Origin of the sequence: Virgibacillus chiguensis (genome assembly GCF_900129865.1) — a bacterium.
GTDB classification, from domain to species: domain Bacteria; phylum Bacillota; class Bacilli; order Bacillales; family Amphibacillaceae; genus Virgibacillus; species Virgibacillus chiguensis.
Window position 1 is genome coordinate 1 of sequence record NZ_FQXD01000010.1, and the last position, 23083, is coordinate 23083.

The window sequence follows — 23083 nt, forward strand, 5'->3', positions numbered from 1 at the left end:
ATATTTTTGTGCCACCGTAGGAACGGTAACGGAAGAAATAATAAGAAATTATATAGCAAATCAATTCAATGAAGGTAAGGACGAAATATTCAGGATAGAAGAATGAGTTTAGTCTAGCTTTGAGGATGCTTTAGCTAAGGCCTTTGAGCAGGACTTTAGCCTGGGAAACGACTTTAGTCGTCGACATTTATGTCTAAATCCACCTGCTTTAGCAGGTGGTCGTTTAAGTTATTTAATGTTTACAAATAAGGGGAGTATTAACTTTGAAAATAGGTCTTGTTTATGGACATGTAGCTAGTAACTTGGGAGATTTATGTATTAATAAAGGTGTAGTCAGTTTAATTGAAAGTATATCACCTGACAGTAAATTAAATGTGGTTTTAAAAAACCCAAATCCAAATTATTTGGAGGTAGCAAAAAAATCATTTGAAGGTACTATGAAAATAAATTTTATTGAATTTCAACCTCCCAAAAATGTATACGATGAATATCAATCATTAAAAGAATATTTGGAAGATCCAAAAAAATTCTTAATTGACACAAATCTCTATGACTGTGATGTTATCGTTAATAATGCAGGGGAATTTCTCTTCTCTTATAAAGATAATCCTAGGCTAGATTTTATTTGGAGAACACTTCCGTCTATTGCTGCTAAGAGTGAAGGAATTAAATTTGTTACTTTACCTTCTACTTTAGGTCCTTTTCAAGATGTAGAGGGAAAAAATCTAATTACTAGTTTTTTAACTTGTAACGCTACCATTGGAGTAAGAGATAATGAGTCTATGAATTTATTATCTAAAATTGTTGGTGGACATCCCCAACCTCAATCACTGTTAGATCCTGCTTTTTTTATCAAAAAAAACAGGATACAACTTAAAGAAAAATTTGAGAAGCCAAGATTAGGAATGATTATGCGACTTGATGATTTTGGGTTAAGAACTGGCGGTAAAAAAAGTTCTGTTAATTATAGAATTTCTAAACAGAATAATTTTAAAAATAGTTTATCGTATATTTTTTCTATAAAAGTAATAGAAGATTTTTTAAATAAATTCGGTGGTATAGTTGACCTTTTTATTCAAACAAAGTATGATGATGAATTAGTCAAAACAATTTTTAATCATTGGAAATTTAAAGACTATGATAAGTATGTAAATGTTATCTATCCAACTAATATTGATGATTATTTAGAAGCTATTTCCCATTGTAATTATGTCATATCATCACGCTTCCATGGTTGTATACTTTCCTTTTTAGCGGGAGTTCCTGCTATTGGCGTGTATTTTAATAGTCATGGTCATAAGATGCCAGGTTTATATAAGATGTTGAACGTTTCAGATAGTTGCTTTAAGATTAATAATACTAACATTAGCCTAATTAGTAAATTAATTATTTCAAATTATAATTCAAAAAGTAAACTTATGGAACAAGTAAATAATAAGATTGAAATGTTGAAAATTAAAACTAAGAATTGGGCGGAAAAAGAATTGTTTAGCAGCTATACTGTTAATGAAGAATTAAATCAAATTGATATATTAAATTTTATGGAATATTTAGAAAAATTTAGGTTAAGCAGTATTGCAGATACCAAAAAGGAAATTAATGTCGTTAGAAAAATTGAATATGAATTAGAATGCTTAAAAGAAAATCAATATGCTATAGAATCGCAATTAGAAAAAATTCATACCAAACAAAATTTTATAAAAGAAAAATTAACTGAAATTGAGGGCAACAGTAAAAATAACTTTGATAATATACAAAATCAATTAGTTACATTACAAAAAAACATAAATGAAATTTTAAGTCACGATAATAGAAAGATTTATGAAAAATTTTTAAGAAAATTAACTAAGCTATCTTTCCCGAAAAGAATTTTTTCTTTAAAATTAAATATGGATAATAAAAAAACAAAATTAATCAGTTTTGTTGCAAATAAAAACAAATATTTAATTTGGAATTTAGATGAATTAATATATGATTTACCAGACTATTGCAATGCTTATATTAGTAGTCATTCACACTTCAATTTTGACATACCATCAGATGAAAATTTAATTGTTTTAGAACCTAACACTCGCTATCAAATTAGCGGTGAATTGTTATACGAAGGAGTAAATGTTAACCTTTGGCTAATAGAATACGATAATTTAAAAAGGCTTGAAAATCATAAGTATTCTTTAAAGAGTGGTTTATTTTACAAAGAGTTTGTGACGAATAAAGAACATGTTAAAATGTCTATTGCAATTCAAATCTATGGGAAGGGGAAATTATTTTCGCCAACTAAATCGTGGAATATTGAATAACCATTCTTTTTGTTTTCCCTTTTAACTTATGTTGGCACTAACAATTTTAATATATTTCATAGAGTAACTAGTTATTCTATGATAAACTTATAATGAAGTTTACTTAAAATTAAGTAGGTGTACATATGTTCTACATCCAAGAATGGATAATCGCTTTTATTATTTCGATGTTAACAGCTCTTTTAGTAACACCACTAATAAAAAAACTAGCATTCTATTTAAATGCTGTTGATAAACCTGATAACCATCGCAAGAATCATAAAGGAATTAAAGCGAGTTTAGGTGGGCTAGCAGTCTTCATCGGAGCAGCTGCAGGTTTTTTATACTTACAACCAGAGCATCCGCAAATGAGTACAATCATAATTGGTGCTGTGATTATGTTGCTTACTGGTTTCGTTGACGATATTTTTGAATTGAAACCGTATTATAAACTATTTGGGCAAATAACAGCAGCGATCGTTGTCGTATCTTCTGGATTAATTATCGAAAAATTAACAGTTCCTTTTTTGAGTACTGTTTATTTGGATGGTTGGGCTTATGTCATAACAATACTTTGGATTGTAGGAGCGTCGAATGCGATTAACCTAATTGATGGATTAGATGGTCTAGCTGCTGGCGTTTCGGCAATTGGATTATCTAGCATTCTAGTAATGGCAATCATGGATTACCGAATTGTAGTCGCTTATCTATGTATTGTGTTAGTCGGTAGTTGTATAGGATTTCTTTACCATAATTTTTACCCTGCTAAAATATTTATGGGCGATACAGGAGCGCTCTTTCTGGGGTATGCAATAGCTATCGTATCGATGATGGGGTTGTTTAAAAATGTTGCGCTGTTTAGTTTTATTATCCCTATCATAGTAATTGCAATTCCTATCTTTGATACAACTTTAGCCATTATTAGAAGAATAATTAATCAACAAAGTATTGCAACAGCCGACAAACAGCATATTCACTATCAACTAATGAAAATGGGCTATAGTCATAAAACTACTGTGCTAATCATATATGCATTCAGTGCTTTTTTTGGATTGCTGGCAATTACTTTTAATAGTAGTACAATGCAAGCCTCTATGATTACACTCGTTATTGCTGTGATAGCAATGCAAGTAATAGCTGAATTGTCCGGGATGATATTACAAGGGAAACAGCCAATTTTAGGTAGTATGCGAAAAGTATTTGGAATGCATAAAACAAATCAAATAAAATAAAGAAAGCTCGTTTCATTTTTGTGAAACGAGCTTTTTATTTCTGCTAATTTAATTTGTAATTTCCAAGTGATCTTTTAAAGTTTGTTTTACTTCTTCTAAAGATTGTTGATCAACAATTTGGTAGCTTATTCCGTTAATTCTATCCGGTGTTGTTTCTAGTTGAATTTTATCCATTTTACTAACACTAAAATCAGAATATTCTTTATAAAATGCAAGTCCTTCAGAGATTTTCATATTGGTCTCTACGTTCTTTCCAATTTCTTTTGCCAAATCATCGATTTTTGTAATAGTGCTTACAGACATTGCTTTATCAATGATACTTTTAATAACCTCTTGTTGCCTCTCGTTTCTTCCTATGTCCCCTTTAGGGTCTTCTTTCCTCATTCTAGCATAAGCTAGTGCATGGCGACCATCGAGTTCCATTTTACCCTCATAGAATTGTAGCTTTTCAGCAACTCTATCATCACTATTTTGCTGAAAATCAAATGGTACATTAACAGTTATTCCGCCAAGGATATCAACAACATTCTTAAAAGCATCAAAGTTAACGGTGGCATAGTAATCTATAGGCACATCAAGAAAGTTTTCTACAGTGTCAATGGTCATTTCTTTACCACCAAAAGCGTGAGCATGTGTGATTTTATCTTCTACACCTTTGCCTACAATTTCAACTAATGTGTCTCTTGGGATGCTTAAAAGTTTAAGCCGTTCGTCATTAGGACTAAAAGTAGCAAGCATCAGGGTGTCCGTTCGACCATGATCTCCTTCTGTCGCGTAATCTTCTACTCCCATTAAGAGAATAGATACAGGGTCTTTACTAATAGATACAGCCTGATCACGTAAATCAGACTTATCTCTGCCTAAATCATCATAAGAATCGCTTGCAGCTTGAAGGGTTTGTATGGCCATGTAACCACCAAAACCTATTAATGTAAGGAACAATAGAATTATCACTAAAAGAAGTTTACGTGTGCGCTTCTTCTTCTTTTTTTTACGAACTAATATTCGTTCACCCATTACTAGTCTCCTTTAAAAAAGTTGGTGGCTCTAATTTATTATAAATAGTATTCAGTTAAATATCAAATGAATTTTTGACAAGGGTGCGACACAATGTAACAAAATTATTGGGGAAATAACAGATTACTCCCTTTTGTATATTTTTCTATTGGATTAAATTTATAGGTCAAACCTTTGATGGGTTAGAAACATCTACTAAGTGAAGATTCACTATTAAATACATGAGAAAAAACCACATGAAATAATAGACAGATCATGTGGCTTATCCTTAAATTTGTTTGAAATAAATAGAAACTTTTGTCAGCACAGGTGTAAAACGACTAATTAAAGCTAATATACGTTTACCCTGAAGCTTTTCTTCTTTGATCTATTGGTGTTTGTAAGTCAATAATAAATTTTGCCAATCGTTCACTAGAATTACCTTTAGAGTACTGATTCCAAACATTGGCAAAGGATTTTATCTTTTCTTTATGAAAGGCCTCTTGTTTCATTACTGTAATTATTTCTTCCGTTGATTGAACTACCGGTCCAGGCATTTCGGTTTCATATTCATCAATTAATCCTCTTTCCTTTTTATAAGCCTCCAGGTCATAAGCAAAGAATATCATTGGTTTTTCAAATAAAGCATACTCAAAAGGAATAGAAGAATAATCCGTTATTAATAGATCTGTTATAGTAAGTAACTGATTTGTATTTGGATAATCCGATACGTCATACAAAAAAGTTTCAAATGCGCATTGTAGCTTATTCTTGATAGCAGGGTGCAATTTTATAAATAAAACGTACTCACTTGATAATTCTGTGTACATTTTTTTTAAGTCCATATTTATGTGAAAATTATTAAGCTGTCCCTCTCTGTATGTGGGAGCGTATAAAATGATTTTACGATCCTTAATTTCTGGGTATTTCTGTTTGAAATAAAGAGACATCTGTTTTTTTTCTAAACGATTAAAAAGCAGATCTGTCCGAGGTACTCCTGTTCTTATTATCCTTTTATTTGTCACATCAAAGCTTTCACGAAAGGTAGACGCCATTTTTTCTGAGCCAACAACAATATAATGAAATTTCTTATATACTTTACGAAAGCGTCGATATGCTTTTTGACTTCTATTACTGATGGACGGGTCTTTTAAGCCAAAATTCTTTAAAGCACCAGTAGCATGCCAGAGCTGAATACATGTAGTATCTGCTTTAAAATTCGTAACAGCTAAAAAACCAAAATAGTTATCTACTAAAATGGTTTTCGCTGTTGCTAGATGATAAATAGATTTTAAAAACAAAAGTGGACGCGACAAACTGAATAATAGGAGTTCATTATACGTGCCTTCTTTAAAGGGATACGTACAACTTCTGTCCTTTAATATAACAACTTTACTGTCCTCGGTTTGATTATTTAATGCTTGCACTGTGCAATGGATGTTGTCACCAAAAGATGCAACAGCTACAACCTTTTTTTGTAGAGGAAACAATCTGCATAAGCTGAAAATGATTCGAAAGATAAAAAGGTATATAGTTATGCTGAATTCTCTAACCATGGTTCACTTTTTTTAATTCTGACTTAATTTGGGTTGTAGAAATACCAATTGTTCTAGGCAAGTAAACGACCTCACAATATTTATTTAAATAATCAAATTTCCCTTTCCAATCATCGCCCATAACAAACACATCTATATTGTGTTTGTGTATATCTTCAATTTTTTGTTCCCATGAATTTTCGTCGATAACTTCATCAACAAAACGGATTGCTTCAAGGATAGCCTTTCGTTGTTCAAATGTATAATAAGCTTTTTTACCTTTTTTTAAATTAAACGTATCAGAAGAAATGGCTACAATTAAATAGTCACCATATTCTCTGGCGCGTCGCAATAAATTTATATGACCAGTATGAAGCAAATCAAAAGTTCCATACGTTATTACTTTTTTCATAATATTTTCCTCCAATTAATGAAGAACTATTTTTAAGTTGTTTCACTTAATAGTATAATAACATACCTTTACATAAAATTAATATTAAATTTACATTTCCTATAATTTCTCTGTTGAAATTTTCTGGAGTTTTTAATACGGTATGCATTATTAAAAAAGAGGTGTTCGTGTTGTATAACAAATTTATCTTTAGCCCCAACTACTTAAATGGCTTGGCGATTTATATTTATAGTTATTTACTTGAATCTACAGCAAAATTTGGAACAGATTGTGTATACAAGATCGGAAGAAATATTGATGGTTAATATAATAGAAAGCTTGACAAATATTGTTATGTAATGTAAATACAATGTAAATCCTATGTTAAATTTTTTTTATGTTATAATACTAGTAATTAGATTAATTGAGGTGAATACATTGATATATGCAGGTATTTTAGCAGGAGGAAAAGGAACACGCATGGGGAATGTACCTATGCCTAAGCAATTCCTGACATTAAACGATAAACCAATTATTGTTCATACAGTAGAGAAATTTATCTTGAATAACCAATTTAAAAAAATAATTATTGCAACTCCAAAAGAGTGGCTTAATCATACAAAAAATATTTTGCAGAAATATAAGTTGGATTTTGCAAAGCTTGAAGTCATTACAGGTGGTAGTGATAGGAACGCTACCATTATGAATATTATTGATCATATTGATACAAACTTTTCACTGAACGATGATGATATATTAGTTACTCACGATGCCGTTCGACCATTTTTAACACATCGTATTATTCAGGATAATATTGACGAAGGCCTTAAGCATGGGGCTGTAGACACAGTAATTAAAGCGATCGATACTATAGTTGAATCCAAGGATAATGAGTACATTTCTTCTATACCAAGACGTGACTATATGTTTCAAGGGCAAACTCCGCAAACTTTCAATGCGAAGAAGCTGAAGCAACTGTATAACGAATTAACTGCAGAAGAAAAAGAGATTTTAACAGACGCATGTAAAATATTTTCCATTAGAGGAGAAAAGGTCAAATTAGTGGAAGGTGAGATTTTTAACATTAAGGTAACCACCCCTTATGATTTAAACGTTGCTAATGCTATTATTAAAGGAAGTATAGACCAATGATAAATCAAGTTTATCGTTTAGTCTCACCTAGACAATTTGAAGTGACCTATAAAGATGAATCCATTGTTGATAATTATCTTATCGTAAGACCAACCCATTTATCCATTTGTGCAGCTGATCAGAGATATTATACTGGCACACGTGGAAAAGAAGCGATGAGAAAAAAACTTCCCATGGCTTTAACACATGAAGGCGTTGGTGAAGTTGTTTTCGATCCTAGCAACAGGTTTAAAATTGGTTCAAAGGTAGTCATGGTTCCAAACACGCCTGTTGAAAATGACCCTTATATAAGTGAAAATTACTTAAGGTCGAGTAAATTTAGGTCTAGTGGCTATGATGGATTTATGCAAGACTATGTGTTTTTAAATCCTGACCGAGCTGTACAATTACCAGATGATATAAATATGGATGTAGTAGCTTTTACGGAATTAATGACCATTACTGTACATGCTTTGCGTCGCTTTAAACAAAAAGCGCACCCTCGTGTTGATATTTTTGGTGTTTGGGGTGACGGAAACTTAGGATTTATTACTTGCTTGTTTCTAAAAAAATTGTATCCCAATAGTAAAGTAATTATTTTTGGGAAAACGGATTACAAGCTAAATCATTTCTCTTTTGTAGATGAAACTTTAAAAATTGATGATATTCCTCATGATCTTACTGTTGATCACGCCATTGAATGTGCTGGAGGCAAGGGAAGTCAGTATGCTGTTGAACAAATTATTGATCATATAAATCCCGAGGGTACTATTAGTTTGTTAGGTGTTAGTGAATATCCAATTGAGGTAAATACACGAATGGTATTAGAAAAAGGGTTAACACTTCTGGGTAGTAGTAGAAGTGGTGTGGTTGACTTCGAACGGACGGTGGAGATATTTAAAGAGCATCAAGATATTATTGATTATTTAAGCACTTTAATTGGAGAAGTGTTTGAAGTACGAAAAATAAAAGATGCAATTAATGCTTTTGAAAATGATTTGTCCAACTCATGGGGGAAAACAGTAATGAGGTGGAAAATTTAAATGAGTCATCTTCAGTTATGGAAGAAGATGTATGTTGTATGCTATAAATTGTTATTGCAAGCTACTTATAACCTTGTTTCATTTTTTAGAAAACATAATAGAAATAAGATTATTATTTCGCTTTACCGCTCAAATAAATTAGAAGGCAACCTTAAATATGTGTATGAAGAGATATTAAAACAAATGCCTTATGCTGAGATTCATCTTGTTCGTGGTCAAAACAAGATGAATCTTAGGCTTTTCACTGAAATATTTAAGTTGTCCAACGCCCGTTACGTCATATTAGATGACTATTATTTACCAATATATTTATTAAAACCGAAATCTAATTTAAAAGTTATTCAGCTTTGGCATGCAGCAGGAGCTTTTAAAAAATTTGGTTATAGTACAGTTGGAACGAAATTTGGGCCTAACAAAGATTATTTGAATCTAATTCCAGTTCATAGTAATTATACACATGTTTATGTATCAACTGAAAAAGTGGTTAATTATTATGCTGAAGCCTTTAATATGTCAAAAAGTAGAATATTTCCAGTTGGAATTCCTAGAATTGATTTATTTAATCGGGGAAAAGAATGTGACTTCATTATAAGAAAAATTCATGAAAGATATCCTCAGTTATCAAATAATGACACTGTAAATATCTTAGTTGCTCCTACTTATAGGGCTTATGGTAACCATGGCGAAACGAAATACAATATAGTGAAAACCTTAATACAAATTTTACCATCCATTAATAAGCGCGTTCGGATTATTTTTAAAGCCCATCCATATACGAATGAAGAAGATATAAAAAGCATACAAAAGGATGTTAAAATACTATTGGCAGAAGAATTTACTATTAATGAGTGGATGCTAATATCAGATGCATTCGTCACCGATTTTTCTTCTGCTGTTTTTGAATTTTCCTTACTGTACAGACCAATTGCCCATATGATTCCTGATTTGAACGAATATGAAGCAAATAGAGGCTTATATCAAAATATCCATGATGTTTCAGATGGTGTTATTTTACATGATAACAAGGAATTGCTTTTCTGGATTAATAGTAGAGAGAAAAATGAATATGTAGATACATCAAGAATGATTAAGCAAAATTTTGATAATACGTATAATATTACTGAAAAAATCGTAAGCCATTTTATAAGTGAATGAGTGAGGTGAGGCTGGATGTTTCATACAGCTTTAGATGGTGAACATCTAAAAATAAATGCAGAAAGCGCCGTACTGAATAAAGTTACTAACTTTGAGATACATGGTTCTTATTTAGAGATGGAAGGGTACACTACAGTCAAAAAACAATTAACGTTTCAAGAAGAAGAAATACGTAAGACCCTACTATTAGTTCCAAAGTTGAATATAGAAACATTAAGGGAAGAACACGAAGAATATGATACGCTTACAGACGTTGAAATCTTGGAAAAACATATTATCGGTATACCTTTGGATAATTGCCGTATGACTGAATTGGAAAGTAATACAGATACTGATTTTTCTTCAGAGGAACTAGAGGCGCTTTCTGGCTATAAAGGAGATATAGATTTATCTACGCTAGTGTATGGAAGGCCTTTAGAAAAAGGAGAATACAACTTATTTATTAAACTGGAACAATTGCTTCCTAACAGAAAAGAAAAATTTGAAAAAGTGTTACCATTATCCAGTGTAAAAGAATTTATTGAAGGAAGCAGTATTTTAAATACGAAGTTACAATACTTTTCAGCTAAAAAAGTGCTGAAATATAATTTGATTGTTTCATTTGATAAATATAGTAAGACTTTATTGTTTAAAAATACACTTTTACAATCATATGATCCGACTGAACAGGCAAGTGAGATTGATTATAAAGAGAGTAAAACATTAAAGGCGATAAAGCGGAGACTGTTTAAAGCATTTTACATGTTATTTACCATGCTGCTTCCAATTAAAAAGCGTAAAGTGGTGTTTGCATCAGATAGCCGTTCCGAATTAAACGGGAACTTTTATTTTGTTTACGAGGAATTATATAAACGGAATTTAGATTTAAACATTACATTTATATTCAATGAGCGAATTAATAATAAAAAAACGATAAATGATTTAGTGAAAACAGCTTATCATTTTGCAACGGCTAAAATTATTTTACTTGATGATTTTTATCCTCTTGTGTATCCTTTGAGAATACGTAATAATGCAGATTTAATACAAGTGTGGCATGCTGCAGGAGCATTTAAAACGTTTGGCTATAGTCGTATTGGAAGACCTGGGGGGCCATCACCAAGATCTAAAAATCATAAGAACTATACGAAAGCATTAGTTAGTAGTGAAGGGGTTAGAGAGAATTATGCAGAAGGATTTGGAATTACAGTAGATAAAGTATACGCTACTGGCGTGCCTAGAGCGGATATATTTGCTGATGAAAAGTATAAGTCATATGTACAGAACAAGTTAACTGAAATGTATCCTTTTATTAAAGGGAAAAAGGTTATTCTATTTGCACCAACCTTTCGAGGAAATGGACAGGCTTCAGCGCATTATCCGTTTGAAGTTCTAAATTTAAAACAGCTGTATGAAGATCTTCATGAAGAATATGTGTTCCTATTTAAAATTCATCCATTTGTGAATAATAAATTGCATATTCCTTATAAATACAATGATTTCTTTTTTGACTTAAGTGATTATCGAGAAGTGAATGATTTGTTATTGATTACCGATATTCTTATAACAGACTATTCATCTGTTTGTTTTGAATATGCGTTGTTAAAAAAACCAATGTTGTTCTTTGCTTTTGATGTCGAAAAATATATTGAAGAAAGAGATTTTTATTATAACTATTTTGATTTTATACCAGGTCCTTTAATTAAGACCACTGCAGAGATGGTTTCGACAATTAAAGAAGAAAATTATGATATGGAAAAAATAGATGCATTTGTCAATTATTTCTTTGATAATACAGTAGGTCAAGCATCGAAGAATGTAGTGGATGATGTTATTATACCGAGTCTTCAAGATATGGAACTGGACGATGCGGATCAAGAGGCAATTTTAACACCACCCGCTTCGAGAATTGAATTGTTTGAAAGAAGCATTGGAAATTATGATAAACAAAAAGACTAAATTTGGGATCTCTTTTATGTCTCATGTTATTTAAGAAAGGGAACTATTATGAAATCTGCGATTAAAGTAATAAAAGAACAAGTTGAACATTTTTACTTAATTCGAAGGCTTTCTCTTTTCGAGCTTAAAAGCCAAAATAAAAATAATTATCTTGGCATGCTTTGGGAAATTCTTAACCCGCTTATTCAAATCCTTATTTATTGGTTTGTTTTTAGTACGCTCCGAGCCCGTGCTCCTATTGAAATGGGGGATACAGTTATACCATTCTTTAGTTGGCTCATGGCAGCATTTTTCCTTTGGATCTTCTTTTATCAAGCAACAATTCAAGGGTCAAAATCTATATACACGAGAATAAAAATATTATCAAAGATGAATTTTCCAATGAGCGTCATTCCTAGCTTTGTCATATTTTCTCAATTTTATGTGCATGTGGCAATGCTATTGTTAACAATGATTACGTTGCAATTCATGGGCTTTACAATAAATATATATTACTTACAACTTATATATTTTGTGTTTGCAGCGTTATGTTTATTAATTTCGATTTCTTTAATTACATCTACTTTATCTACAATTGTAAGAGATTTTCATATGCTGTTGAACTCTGTATTAAGGATGTTGCTGTATTTGTCCGGAGTATTGTGGCCATTATCACTGCTGGAGGATTTCCCTAATTTAGTAAGTGTTATGAAATTAAATCCGCTATATTATCTAATTGAAGGATATAGATCTGCTTTCTTTGGACTCGATTGGTACTTTATTACTCATTGGCAGTATTCATTATATTTCTGGGGACTTGTACTATTTTTGTTAATTATCGGTTCTTCCATACATGTGAAATTTAGAAAACATTTCATTGATTATCTGTAAAGGTTTGTGAATATACCATGGAAAAAGCAATTATTGTTAAAGATGTATCAAAAAAATACCGTCTATATAGTAACCCAAAAGAGCGATTACTAGATTTAATTACCCCGAAAGATTTTGGTGAAGATTTCTATGCATTAAGCAATGTAAGCTTTGAAGCAGAAAAAGGGGATATCATTGGATTTGTAGGAGTGAATGGTTCGGGAAAATCCACACTATCTAATATTATTGCTGGTATCATTCCACCTTCATCTGGAGAGGTTTATAGGGATGGGCAGACTTCATTAATCGCTATTTCTTCAGGCTTAAAAGAAGAGTTAAGCGGGAGAGATAACATTGAACTAAAGTTATTAATGCTTGGTTTTAATAAATATGATATAAAGAAACTTGAACCAGAGATCATTGACTTTTCTGAACTGGGTAAGTTTATAGATCAACCTGTTAAGTCATATTCTAGTGGAATGAAATCTAGACTTGGTTTTGCCATATCAATAAATATTGACCCAAATATTTTACTTATTGACGAAGCTTTGTCTGTTGGTGATAAAGCATTTGCAGAAAAAAGCTTTGGAGTAATGAAGAAATTTAAAGAAATGGGAAAGACAATGATTTTTGTCAGTCACTCCATAAAGCAAATGGAAAAATTCTGTGAAAAGATATTGTGGTTGGAATATGGGAGAGTGAAAGACTTTGGTTCAGTTGAGGAGATACTTCCTAAGTATACCGATTTTATTAGGAAATGGAAAAAGATGAGCAAGGAAGAAAAAGAAAGTTATAAGAATGATGTAATAGCCGCTTGCAAAGTTTGATAGAATATTTCTAAGGGGAGAGAATAAACATGAAAAATTTGCTTATACGTGCAGGTATGTCTCCACTAGAGACTTTTGACGCCTCGCATATCATGTTAAATAACTCTATTGGTAGTAATGTTGGTAATCTAATCTATCAATACAGTGTGTTTCGCACATTAATGACAGAAGAAACGATAATTACCCCAAACTATTATAAAGTTTCATTAAAAGAAGCTAACGAGATTAATGAAAAGTATGATGCACTAATTATACCGTTAGCAGATGCGTTCCGAGAAAGCTTTATACCTGAATTAAGAAGATATACAGAGTTAATTAGAAAATTGCGTATTCCTGTCGTGGTAATTGGCGTAGGGCTTCGTGCACCATTTGAACCAAAGCTAGATGAAGGTTTTCCATTTGACGAAGATGTAAAAGCGTTTGTGCATGCTGTATTAGAAAAGTCGTCCATGATCGGTGTAAGAGGTGAAATTACTGCTCGTTATTTGTCACGTCTAGGGTTTCGTGAGGGGATAGATCATACAGTAATTGGCTGTCCTTCTATGTATACATTTGGGAGGCAGTTAAACATAAGGAATACCTCTATTACGAAAGATTCTATGGTCTGTGTGAATTCTTCTCATTTGTCGCCAGAACATGTTTTACGATTCATCGCTAAAGGTATGAATGAATTTCCAAATCATTATTTTATACCCCAATGGATGAAAGAATTACGTCTTACTTACATGGGGACGCCACCAATTGCTGAAGAGAGTGAACATTATCCAGTCAAGATGTCCAATCCTGTATATATGAACAATCGAGTTCGCTTCTTTTTAAACGTGCCCACATGGCTCAATTTTATGCGGCAGGCTGATTTAGCTTTTGGAGCTAGGTTACATGGCAATATTTCTGCTACGATAGCTGGTACTCCTAGTTTAATAGTGCCAAAGGATGCAAGAATGAGAGAATTAGCAGAGTATCATAATTTAACGCAAATTCGAGCAGATGAAATTACTGAAAATATGAATGTAGCAGATGTTGTGGCAAATAGTGACTTTCAATCACCTACTAAAGTTCAAGCCCAAAATTTTGATCACTTTATTGACTTTTTAAATAAGAACCAGTTACCACATATTTATCAACAAACATTTACTCCTAAAAAGGTGCCTTTGGATGATAAAATTGCAGAAATCAGATATCCTGCTCCATTACAACCAATTAGTAGCTGTGATTTAGAAGAATTAGTAAATCGCTTGGAAACATATTATCCAGAATTAGAGAAGAAGCACAATCAATCTATTCAAAATTTGAAAAAGAAGATTAACAAAAAAGAAAAAACAATAAGGAAACAAGAAGGAACTCTGAATCGAAAATCCGTGCGTATGGCATTAAAGACAGCAAATTTGTTTCGATTTAAAAAATAGATAAAACTATGAAAAAAAGTAATTAATAACATGCCTACTAAGGTCAATTAGAAATTATGAAGCATGAGAAAGGTTGCAATAGCCTATGGTAAATACAACTGCAGTAACTATAATGGGTATTGATTTTGTCAATGAAACAAAAGAAAAGTTTTTAACAGAATACGTCTATCCAAAGCTGACCCATAATCAAAAGTGTTTTATCGTAACAGCTAATCCGGAAATTGTAATGAAGACAAGGGAGAGCAATGCGTTTAAAAAATTGGTCAAGCAGGCCAATTATGTTGTTCCAGATGGCGTAGGAATTGTATATGCCTCAAAGTTTAAAAAGCAACTTATTAAGGAAAGAATCCCAGGCTATGATTTAATGCGTGATTTACTAGCAAAAGCGGATCAAGAATCCTACTCTTGCTATTTCCTAGGAGCTAAAGAACATGTTAATGAGAAAGTGGTTGAACAAATTAAACAAAAGTATCCAAATATAACTATTGCAGGTCACCATCATGGCTATATATCAATGGATGATAATTCCATCGCAGACAAGATAGCATCTTCTCATCCAGATCTAATATTTGTTGCATTAGGTTCTCCCCGCCAGGAAGAATGGATTACTACCCACATGGATAAGTTCAATAAAGGTTTATTTATGGGAGTAGGAGGAAGTTTTGATGTTATTGCGGGAGAGGTAAAACGTGCACCAGATGCTTGGATTAATTTGAACTTAGAATGGCTTTATCGCTTATTAAAGCAACCATTTCGCTGGAAGCGCATTTTAAAAGTATTGGAATTTATGGCGCGAATATATTTTAAGAAAGAGTAACCAAGCAGACGCAACTAAAAGTATTGAACCATTAGAAAATTTTACTTATCATCCGATCTTTTTAGTCAAAAATGCCGTCTTTTACTTATACGATAAACTATACTATCCTATAGTAAAACAAAAATCCGAACTTTCATTTGAAATGAGCTTAATTTTGTTTCAAATGAAAGTCCGGATTTATTTAAATTTCAGCTTCAATAACTACTGGAATTTTGTATTTCTTCTTTATTATTTTCTTGAGTGAAATCATAGTTTTTTTCAGTAGACACAGGTAGGTCTAAATGCTCGCGCAACTCGTTCTCAACCTCACTTCTACTTTGTTCATCTACTTGATAATACCAAAGGCCGTCTTCCATTTTACCGCCTTCACCGTCCATTGTTATTGAGTTTATCGCTAAATTTGTGTTCAAACCATAGCTAAGAAAACTTTTCATTTCACTGAAGGTTAGGTTGGTGTTCATATTATCGCCTACTGAAGTAATAAGGTCATCAAGCTTTAGTACCGAAGAAGCTGATGCGGTTTCCTTAATAATTGTTTTAATAATCTCTTGCTGCCGTTTTCCTCTCTCCAGATCACTATCATATTTTCTTGTTCGCGCTAAGGCTAATGCTTCTTCACCATTTAATCTTTGATAACCTGGCATTAAATGTATAGCGTCTTGATTATCGTCAGAATCAAGCTCACTCATTTCAAAAGGTACATCAAATTCAATTCCACCTATGGTATCAACCATTTCAATAAATGCTTCAAAATTTAGTTTGACAAAATAATCAACGGGTACATTTAAAAAATTCTCTACCGTTTCAATGGTTTTCCTATGTCCTCCATATGCATGGGCGTGATTAATTTTTGTATATCCATACCCAGGAATATTTACATAAGAATCTCTTGGAATGCTTACTATGTTTACATCTTTTTCGTCTTTATTAAAGGTTGCAAGCATTAGTGTATCGGATCTGCTATTGTTTTCATTGCGAACTTCGCTATCATCAACCCCAATAATAAGTACAGAAACGTTGTCTTCTACTGGAGTAACAGATTCATCTCTTAAAGCAGACTTTTCTCCATCTCTTCCAATTTTTTCAAATGAGTCGTTGGCTGCTTCTTGTGCGGTGTTATAGACATGAGCACCGTAGGAAACGGTTGTTATTAGCAAGATACTTAGGGGAATGACGATAAAGAATATGAGTTTTTTGCGACTTTTCTGTTTCCTTTTTTTAACTCGAGATATATTTTCACTATTTTTCGACATATTTACACCTCATTAAACATACTACTTTCCATTTTACTACTATATGTACTTGGCGTAAATTACATTTACATTACAATATTGAAAGGTAGGTCACTTTTGATATAAGAGGAGTGGCTTAATGAATAGTGTACCCTAAATGTACAGACATAAACTGCCAATTTTTTTAGTACAAAAATATGGTTTTTATATCATAATGAAAGGATAAGTAGAATACTTCCATACACACCATTGTTAGCTAATTTCATAGATCAAAAAACTATAACATGCATTTCACCACCTCCGAACTACTTCTTTCGATTATAGGTATGAAGGAGGTGATAACATGGCTATTGCAACTTTGATGGATTCGTCTCTTAGATTGGAATTTGACAATGGTATCGATGGAAATAGTGGGAAGCAACTCACAAAGGCTAAAAGCTTCAATAATGTGAAAACGACTGCCACGCCTGAGCAGCTATATACAGTTGCCCAAGCAATTGTTGGTTTACAACAGTTGTCATTGCTATCGATTGAGCGTAAGGATAGCTCAAACATTGTCGAGGAGTAATGAATAAAACGAAAAGGAAGGGAGGGAAAAAGATGAAGAAGCTGGAATTAAAATTTACGAACCAAGATGGTAAAACAGTCAATTATTCCATTGATAAGCCAGTCGAGCCAGTTGATACTGCAACTGTTAACGCAGCTATGGATGAAATCTTGCAACAAAATGCTTTCACTTCTAGTGGAGGAGATTTAGTTGCCAAAAAAAGCGCAAGAATCGTGGAAAGAATTGTTGAAGAAGTAGAAATGCAATAACAATAAGCAAGGCATGTATACGACCAGTAGTCATCTGCTGGTCGTTTGCTTTACATTTCAAATTTTACATGAAATAAACTATTGTTTTATTCTAAGGCGGAGTCTGGATATAAGTTGGTGTAAGAATCTCACTTTAAGAGTTGGAAGCGCAAGTGCTTGACAAGTCTCAGTGGCAAATAATATCACTTAAAACGCCGATGAATTTACGTAACAATCAGTGGAATAAGAGAAACTTGCTAGTAAGTGAATTTTAATTTTATTTCAGGCGAGTGTTGTGAAAAAAATGTATAAACTACCCAGATACCAATTTTTAGTAGCGGCTTTCCAGTATGAAAACGTGTGCTGTTCATAACAGGGGATGTATATTAACAAATATTTATTTAAAGTAGATAGACTTTAGGAGAAAGGAGGCATGGCATATGGATATGTGGATTGCATTTATAACCGAAGTTGGGTTTCCCGTGGCAGTGACCTTTTATCTGCTTCATCGTATTGAAGGCAAGCTGAATGTTTTAATTGCAACCATTTATGAATTACCTGAAAAAATGAACCAATAGATCAAAGGAGTTCGTTATACTGCTTGCATGATAGGAAAACAAAAATTCAAGGCTTATCGTATTAACATAAACTCTTTCGACATAAAGATTTGGCGATAAGCCAAGTTTTTCTACCATGCATGCAATAAACAAAGGGGGGGCAACAAGTTGAGGTCTTCGTAATTACAGATGGTTAATCGCACCAGTAGAATTCCGTTTCCTACTAAGGCAATGCCTCATATCGAAGCTCTCCTACATCATTTCATTCCACGTTTCGTTCATAACTATTTGTCTTTTTTTAGCCCTGCTTTTTTCAATTTCCCGGGAAATATCGACATATTTACAATACCATGTTATAAACAATTATTTATAAATGGAAGAAAAAGGATTAAGTTTTAAACAAAGTGAAGTGTGTTATGTTACATGGTTCTTGTTATAAGCGCTTCCTCATAAATGGTCCATGTAGTTTTCGCAAAGTTTGTGACGATATAGTGAAAAAGCATTATTGGAAAACAAATAGATTATATTCATTGCTGGATCGTGTGTCCATATACGATTATCATTTAGCTAGAAGAAGTGTTTTTTTTATTCTATGAATCATTGTTTGAACGAAGGGATTTACGGTTAACCAATATGAGTCATGCACAATACATAAAGGTATAGTAAAATGTGGAAGTTCATCGTATAATTTTCGACATCAACATGGACAATAAGTAAGATTTGCTAACCGCTTTAGAGTGGTTCTTTTAGAGGATCTTTCGCTTTGTTAATAATAAGGAAAGCTTTCTGAAGGTCATTCTACCTAATCGTTTTGGTTTCATTTCAACTTAATTACAAGTGTTATATAATAAGTGTAGGTAGCGTGGTTAGGGGGGACATAATGAACACAGCAGAAGTTATTGAACGATTGCAACATCGAAAACCGACCATCTTAGGGAGGGAGCATTTTCGTGAATATGCAGTGCTTATCCCACTAATAGAAGTAAATAATGAAACCCATTTGCTTTTTGAGGTCCGGTCGAAGCATATGCGAAGCCAACCAGGAGATGTTTGTTTTCCAGGTGGGAGAGTAGAACCAAGTGACAAAGATGAGTTGCATTGTGCCTTACGGGAAACATCGGAAGAATTGGGGATAGAGCAGACGCAAATTCGTAATGTAATTCCATTAGACTATATTGTATCTGATTTTGGAAGGATTGTGTTTCCTTTTACGGGAACGGTTGAGAATACAGAAAACATTCATCCTAACCCTGGAGAGGTAGAAGAACTATTTTCCGTACCTTTACGTTTTTTCCTTGATACGAAGCCAAAAGCTTATCAAGTGAGTTTTAAAGTGATACCGGAAGAGAATTTTCCTTATCATGATATTCAGGGGGGAAGAGATTACAATTGGAGCACACCGAAAATGGAGGAATTATTTTACTATTACGAGGATAGAGTGGTTTGGGGGCTAACCGCAAAAATTATTGCTCATTTTGTAGCATTATTACAAGATGGCTCTTAAATATAACGCGTTGCCTCGATTTGCGTGAGATCCTTTATTAACGAAAGAAATTTATTTTTAATTTTCTGTGATGAGGGAAATATGTAAATTTCGAGCATTTATAGTAGAGGTAAAACGATGGCGTTTTTCGTCATAAAAATTTGACGATAAGACACATGAGGCTGTAACGGGTGAAGAACCCACAAGAGAGAAAAATTATTTTATAGAATAGAGGGAATAAGGATGAGCCAAGCTCTAAAACTATCCGAATTAATCGACGAGATGGATATGCAATTTGATGATTCCAATGTATTTGTGAATAAGGAAACAGGGGAAATCGTGTACATCATGAGAGAGTTTTTAAGTATGGCAGAAGATGGCGAAAAGGGTGATCATTTACCATCGTGGGAACAAAAACAGTTGAAATTGGCAGAAGATATTGTTTTTTCTTTTGAGAAATATCAAACCATTCCGAGTAAATATGATATGGATGAATACGACATTATGGAAGATTTTTGTCTAGCAGTAAAAAATGAGCGACATCAACAGCAATTGTTAACAGCGATACGAGGAAAGGGCGCTTTTCGTAGATTTAAAGATAAAATAATCGCATTAGACCTAGAGGACGATTGGTATGATTATCATCATAACCGTTTAAAGGAAATCGCGATTGATTTTTGTCATAGACATGAAATAAAATATGAAGATAAATAAGTATTGTAGATAAAATTATCTAGTAAGATTACCTCAAAAATGAAGGTCCTTAAAATATTTTTAGTAGGTCATTATGTTCCCAATTGCTCATGTTACGAAATGGGTAACGTTTGCGATACTTAATAACTAGTATTAGATTTTACCATCTATCTTCAGAAGACAACCAATGATGCTTGAAACCTTAAGGCATCATTGGTATTTAAAATTTTATGGATTAAACCACGGTGTTCCATCGACGATAGCCAATTTTTCTACATGTAGCCTTTTAACCCTTTATCCCAAAGGAAAAAGTAGTTGTTTGATGATACATCTGATTTGGTTCTAACATAATACTTGGAAAATGATTGTAACGAAGTGCAGCTGGAGAACCCTGTGTCTCAAACACACTCCTTGGTAACGAGAAAATGTTGTTTGTATTTGTTTATATGATACAAAACCATGCCAGGTTGATTGGTGGTAACGTGAAGTGTTCTGCCTGTTTTTTAATCGAGTAAGCACTTTTTCGTTCGTGAAACAAAATAATGGTCATACCCATTACCGGCAATGCGGTTTTGTTCATGGTCGGCATTCATACCTGTACATCATTGCTGGTAAGATTGAAAATGAAACGCATGTGCGTTTGTAATAGGCCTCCCTGTTGGAATGGAATGAGGTCTTTATTTAATTCCAAGCAAATATCGCTCCGCATTTTAGCATAATGTTGCTTCACTATTTCTCCTTTACTTCCTCGCAAATTAAAGTAACTATGATTCGTTAAGGCGATAGGAGTTGCTTGATCCGTTGTTGTCGTATAATCGTAAATGTATTTTCATTTGTCAAAATATAGCTGATCGTCACTTCCACATTGCCAGGATAACCATTATCTCCATCAGGTCTATGGTTTTCAGAATAGCACGAATATCCTTTTTCTATTTGCTCTGTAGTAACATGCCAGAGCACATGGCTAAAGCCGTTTATACCACCGTGTAAATGATGATGCCTCGCATTTTTAATAACAAAGTGCCTTTTCCCTTTCACTAAAAATAGGCCTCCTGTTGAATTTTGGTGAAATATTTTATTTATATTAGTTAATTAATTTAATTAATTAACTAACTAACTAATTAATATAAATGAACGACAAAACGATATGTTTGACAATAGGTCTGTATGTTTAAATAATAGAGTATTGTACCTTCACATTTTAAATTCAATATTTTCGCGGAATGCAGATGATGAAATGCGTTTTCATAAAGAATACTAGAAAATGGATCATAGAGGAGATGACATAAAGTGAATCGTGTTTTTGAGAAAAAATGGATTGTGGTGGGCATTGCTATTTTTTGTTCCATCTTATGGGGTAGTGCTTTTCCTGTTTTGAAAGTAAGCTATGATGAGTTACAAATGGCAGCAGATGATACCATTGCTAAGATTGTGTTTGCAGGAATGCGCTTTTTACTAGCAGGTTTAATCATATTAATTGGTCTCTTCCTTGTAGATCGAAAGCGATTAATGGTAACGAAAAGGCAAATGCTGTTTTTGACAATATTTGGTGTTATCCAAACAGGACTGCAATACTTCTTTTTTTATAACGGGTTAGCGAAAGTTTCTGGAATGCAAGGGGCGATCTTAGTTTCAAGCGGTACATTTTTTACCGTTATATTAGCTCACTTTTTCTATAGCAATGATCGGATGAATTGGAAAAAAGGGATTGGCTTAGCGGCTGGTTTTGCTGGAATTATTGTTGCTAATTGGGGGCAAGAGTTCCAACTTAGCTTCCATTTTACAGGAGAGGGCTATATGATTTTAGCGGCATTAACAGGGGCGATTGGTACAATAATGGCAAAAGAGTTAGCCGTTGGTATTCATCCCTTTGCCATAACAGGCTGGCAATTGTCAATTGGTGCTAGCCTGATGTTGATCTTTGGAGTACCACAGCTAGAAAGTGGAGCGATGACTTTCACGCCTTTAGGGTTTTGGTTGTTCGTATATTCTGCTGTATTGTCTGCGGCTGCCTTTGCTTTGTGGTACTCGATCTTAAAGTATAATAAAGCTGGCGAAATAAGCATGTTTAAATTTATTACTCCTGTATCTGGAGCCATTTTATCAGCTATCTTTATTCCAGCGGAGACATTAGATGTATATGTTATTGCAGCTTTAGGGTTAGTGGCAATAGGAATTGTTGCTGTCAATTATAAAGGGAAAAGTAGTGCTAAGCAAAGGTTATCCAAATGATAGGCAATTGAAGTAGGTGAGGCTTTATCTTTTGCAAAGCGTGTATAGGTTGTTAACAGATACGTCAGGCTTGGGGGTTGTCAAGTCTTTTCTTTTTACACTATAAGAAGGTATAAAGTTTTAAGGCTTATAGTAATAAGAAAAGCCACAGTTTCCGCTATAATGATTTGGCGTTAAGCCAAATTTTTCTAACAGTATAGGAAAATATAATTTTATAAGGGCTATCGTATAAGAAACCGCCTCGTCTCGCATTAGGAGAACGACCATCTATTATGAAATATAGGTGCAAAGCCCAAATGCGGTGTTCCATACGCTGCTAGGAAAACATCAGAAATATTTTCCAATAAGCCAAGCCTTTTTCATCTAACAATGAGAATGGTATAATAATTCACAGTAGATTCAAAAAGTCTGATATTTTTTTGCACTATTCAAATAAAACGACGACGTTTTTCTCAAGAGATAAGTTGCACACAAATATTTTGCTATCATTTT

20 protein-coding genes and 1 pseudogene are annotated in these 23083 nt (G+C 33.1%); 16 read left to right on the forward strand and 5 right to left on the reverse strand.

The features are described from left to right. Nucleotides 1-263: 263 nt before the first annotated feature. Together BUB45_RS11865 and BUB45_RS11870 are read left to right on the forward strand one after the other, a co-directional pair. The gene (locus BUB45_RS11865; RefSeq protein WP_073009468.1) at nucleotides 264-2300 is read left to right on the forward strand and encodes a polysaccharide pyruvyl transferase family protein; all 2037 of its coding nucleotides are present in this window, start codon (nucleotides 264-266) and stop codon (nucleotides 2298-2300) included. Nucleotides 2301-2425: 125 nt separating this feature from the next. Next, nucleotides 2426-3511, forward strand: a complete 1086-nt coding sequence (locus BUB45_RS11870; protein WP_073009471.1) for a glycosyltransferase family 4 protein — start codon at nucleotides 2426-2428, stop codon at nucleotides 3509-3511. Between the two features lie 48 nt (nucleotides 3512-3559). Here BUB45_RS11870 and BUB45_RS11875 read toward each other — a convergent pair whose 3' ends face one another. The 3 genes from BUB45_RS11875 to tagD all read right to left on the reverse strand — a co-directional run bounded on the left by BUB45_RS11875 (nucleotide 3560) and on the right by tagD (nucleotide 6454). Beyond that, nucleotides 3560-4528 (reverse strand): LCP family protein, encoded by a 969-nt coding sequence (locus tag BUB45_RS11875; protein ID WP_073009474.1) that lies wholly within the window; start codon nucleotides 4526-4528, stop codon nucleotides 3560-3562. 341 nt (nucleotides 4529-4869) lie between these two features. Continuing rightward, nucleotides 4870-6063 carry a CDP-glycerol glycerophosphotransferase family protein gene (locus BUB45_RS11880; RefSeq protein WP_073009477.1) on the reverse strand — a complete coding sequence of 398 codons (1194 nt, stop codon included), beginning with the start codon at nucleotides 6061-6063 and terminating at the stop codon, nucleotides 4870-4872. After that, nucleotides 6056-6454, reverse strand: coding sequence for a glycerol-3-phosphate cytidylyltransferase (gene tagD / locus BUB45_RS11885; protein WP_073009480.1), 399 nt, complete (start codon nucleotides 6452-6454; stop codon nucleotides 6056-6058). Before tagD ends, BUB45_RS11880 begins: the two co-directional genes overlap by 8 nt. Before the next feature lie 417 nt (nucleotides 6455-6871). Between tagD and BUB45_RS11890 the strand changes: the two genes are divergently transcribed. The 8 genes from BUB45_RS11890 (at nucleotide 6872) to BUB45_RS11925 (ending at nucleotide 15599) form a co-directional block, all read left to right on the forward strand. After that, complete coding sequence (locus tag BUB45_RS11890; protein WP_073009483.1) at nucleotides 6872-7585, forward strand: IspD/TarI family cytidylyltransferase; 714 nt, start codon at nucleotides 6872-6874, stop codon at nucleotides 7583-7585. Further along, nucleotides 7582-8607, forward strand: coding sequence for a ribitol-5-phosphate dehydrogenase (locus tag BUB45_RS11895; RefSeq protein WP_073009485.1), 1026 nt, complete (start codon nucleotides 7582-7584; stop codon nucleotides 8605-8607). The genes BUB45_RS11890 and BUB45_RS11895 overlap by 4 nt, the downstream gene beginning before the upstream one ends. Beyond that, nucleotides 8608-9762 carry a CDP-glycerol glycerophosphotransferase family protein gene (locus BUB45_RS11900; RefSeq protein ID WP_073009488.1) on the forward strand — a complete coding sequence of 385 codons (1155 nt, stop codon included), beginning with the start codon at nucleotides 8608-8610 and terminating at the stop codon, nucleotides 9760-9762. It begins immediately after the preceding gene. Between the two features lie 15 nt (nucleotides 9763-9777). Further along, the gene (locus tag BUB45_RS20440) at nucleotides 9778-11700 is read left to right on the forward strand and encodes a CDP-glycerol glycerophosphotransferase family protein (protein WP_073009491.1); all 1923 of its coding nucleotides are present in this window, start codon (nucleotides 9778-9780) and stop codon (nucleotides 11698-11700) included. Nucleotides 11701-11748: 48 nt separating this feature from the next. Then, nucleotides 11749-12570, forward strand: coding sequence for an ABC transporter permease (locus BUB45_RS11910; RefSeq protein ID WP_073009503.1), 822 nt, complete (start codon nucleotides 11749-11751; stop codon nucleotides 12568-12570). 17 nt (nucleotides 12571-12587) lie between these two features. Next, nucleotides 12588-13376 carry a teichoic acids export ABC transporter ATP-binding subunit TagH gene (gene tagH, locus BUB45_RS11915; RefSeq protein ID WP_073009506.1) on the forward strand — a complete coding sequence of 263 codons (789 nt, stop codon included), beginning with the start codon at nucleotides 12588-12590 and terminating at the stop codon, nucleotides 13374-13376. 29 nt (nucleotides 13377-13405) lie between these two features. After that, nucleotides 13406-14782: a polysaccharide pyruvyl transferase family protein gene (locus BUB45_RS11920; RefSeq protein WP_073009509.1), complete on the forward strand. Its 1377-nt coding sequence runs from the start codon at nucleotides 13406-13408 to the stop codon at nucleotides 14780-14782. A gap of 85 nt (nucleotides 14783-14867) precedes the next feature. After that, nucleotides 14868-15599: a WecB/TagA/CpsF family glycosyltransferase gene (locus tag BUB45_RS11925; protein WP_073009512.1), complete on the forward strand. Its 732-nt coding sequence runs from the start codon at nucleotides 14868-14870 to the stop codon at nucleotides 15597-15599. 194 nt (nucleotides 15600-15793) lie between these two features. Here the strand turns inward: BUB45_RS11925 and BUB45_RS11930 are convergent, their stop codons facing one another. Further along, the gene (locus BUB45_RS11930; RefSeq protein ID WP_073009515.1) at nucleotides 15794-16852 is read right to left on the reverse strand and encodes an LCP family protein; all 1059 of its coding nucleotides are present in this window, start codon (nucleotides 16850-16852) and stop codon (nucleotides 15794-15796) included. Between the two features lie 322 nt (nucleotides 16853-17174). Between BUB45_RS11930 and BUB45_RS11935 the strand changes: the two genes are divergently transcribed. The 5 genes from BUB45_RS11935 (at nucleotide 17175) to BUB45_RS11955 (ending at nucleotide 20380) form a co-directional block, all read left to right on the forward strand. Continuing rightward, nucleotides 17175-17399: a DUF1659 domain-containing protein gene (locus tag BUB45_RS11935; protein WP_073009518.1), complete on the forward strand. Its 225-nt coding sequence runs from the start codon at nucleotides 17175-17177 to the stop codon at nucleotides 17397-17399. A 32-nt stretch (nucleotides 17400-17431) separates the two neighbouring features. Then, a complete protein-coding gene (locus tag BUB45_RS11940; protein WP_073009521.1) occupies nucleotides 17432-17647 on the forward strand; it encodes a DUF2922 domain-containing protein in 216 nt (71 codons plus the stop codon). A 419-nt stretch (nucleotides 17648-18066) separates the two neighbouring features. Continuing rightward, nucleotides 18067-18204: a YvrJ family protein gene (locus BUB45_RS11945; RefSeq protein ID WP_073009524.1), complete on the forward strand. Its 138-nt coding sequence runs from the start codon at nucleotides 18067-18069 to the stop codon at nucleotides 18202-18204. Between the two features lie 859 nt (nucleotides 18205-19063). Further along, complete coding sequence (locus BUB45_RS11950) at nucleotides 19064-19687, forward strand: NUDIX hydrolase (protein WP_073009527.1); 624 nt, start codon at nucleotides 19064-19066, stop codon at nucleotides 19685-19687. Nucleotides 19688-19909: 222 nt separating this feature from the next. After that, the gene (locus tag BUB45_RS11955) at nucleotides 19910-20380 is read left to right on the forward strand and encodes a UPF0158 family protein (protein ID WP_073009530.1); all 471 of its coding nucleotides are present in this window, start codon (nucleotides 19910-19912) and stop codon (nucleotides 20378-20380) included. A gap of 568 nt (nucleotides 20381-20948) precedes the next feature. Here the strand turns inward: BUB45_RS11955 and BUB45_RS20795 are convergent. Continuing rightward, nucleotides 20949-21397, reverse strand: a pseudogene (locus BUB45_RS20795) (aldose epimerase family protein). A gap of 252 nt (nucleotides 21398-21649) precedes the next feature. On the opposite strand from BUB45_RS20795, the gene BUB45_RS11970 reads away from it, so the two are divergent. Further along, the gene (locus BUB45_RS11970) at nucleotides 21650-22591 is read left to right on the forward strand and encodes a DMT family transporter (RefSeq protein ID WP_073009536.1); all 942 of its coding nucleotides are present in this window, start codon (nucleotides 21650-21652) and stop codon (nucleotides 22589-22591) included. Nucleotides 22592-23083: the final 492 nt, after the last annotated feature.

What these genes read in the sequence shown, in the direction of transcription:
- BUB45_RS11870 (WP_073009471.1), top strand. Translation starts at nt 2,426, where the DNA reads ATGTTCTACATCCAAGAATGGATAATCGCTTTTATTATTTCGATGTTA.
- BUB45_RS11875 (WP_073009474.1), bottom strand. Translation starts at nt 4,528, where the DNA reads ATGGGTGAACGAATATTAGTTCGTAAAAAAAAGAAGAAGAAGCGCACA.
- BUB45_RS11880 (WP_073009477.1), bottom strand. Translation starts at nt 6,063, where the DNA reads ATGGTTAGAGAATTCAGCATAACTATATACCTTTTTATCTTTCGAATC.
- tagD (WP_073009480.1), bottom strand. Translation starts at nt 6,454, where the DNA reads ATGAAAAAAGTAATAACGTATGGAACTTTTGATTTGCTTCATACTGGT.
- BUB45_RS11895 (WP_073009485.1), top strand. Translation starts at nt 7,582, where the DNA reads ATGATAAATCAAGTTTATCGTTTAGTCTCACCTAGACAATTTGAAGTG.
- BUB45_RS11900 (WP_073009488.1), top strand. Translation starts at nt 8,608, where the DNA reads ATGAGTCATCTTCAGTTATGGAAGAAGATGTATGTTGTATGCTATAAA.
- BUB45_RS20440 (WP_073009491.1), top strand. Translation starts at nt 9,778, where the DNA reads ATGTTTCATACAGCTTTAGATGGTGAACATCTAAAAATAAATGCAGAA.
- BUB45_RS11910 (WP_073009503.1), top strand. Translation starts at nt 11,749, where the DNA reads ATGAAATCTGCGATTAAAGTAATAAAAGAACAAGTTGAACATTTTTAC.
- tagH (WP_073009506.1), top strand. Translation starts at nt 12,588, where the DNA reads ATGGAAAAAGCAATTATTGTTAAAGATGTATCAAAAAAATACCGTCTA.
- BUB45_RS11920 (WP_073009509.1), top strand. Translation starts at nt 13,406, where the DNA reads ATGAAAAATTTGCTTATACGTGCAGGTATGTCTCCACTAGAGACTTTT.
- BUB45_RS11925 (WP_073009512.1), top strand. Translation starts at nt 14,868, where the DNA reads ATGGTAAATACAACTGCAGTAACTATAATGGGTATTGATTTTGTCAAT.
- BUB45_RS11930 (WP_073009515.1), bottom strand. Translation starts at nt 16,852, where the DNA reads ATGTCGAAAAATAGTGAAAATATATCTCGAGTTAAAAAAAGGAAACAG.
- BUB45_RS11935 (WP_073009518.1), top strand. Translation starts at nt 17,175, where the DNA reads ATGGCTATTGCAACTTTGATGGATTCGTCTCTTAGATTGGAATTTGAC.
- BUB45_RS11940 (WP_073009521.1), top strand. Translation starts at nt 17,432, where the DNA reads ATGAAGAAGCTGGAATTAAAATTTACGAACCAAGATGGTAAAACAGTC.
- BUB45_RS11945 (WP_073009524.1), top strand. Translation starts at nt 18,067, where the DNA reads ATGGATATGTGGATTGCATTTATAACCGAAGTTGGGTTTCCCGTGGCA.
- BUB45_RS11950 (WP_073009527.1), top strand. Translation starts at nt 19,064, where the DNA reads ATGAACACAGCAGAAGTTATTGAACGATTGCAACATCGAAAACCGACC.
- BUB45_RS11955 (WP_073009530.1), top strand. Translation starts at nt 19,910, where the DNA reads ATGAGCCAAGCTCTAAAACTATCCGAATTAATCGACGAGATGGATATG.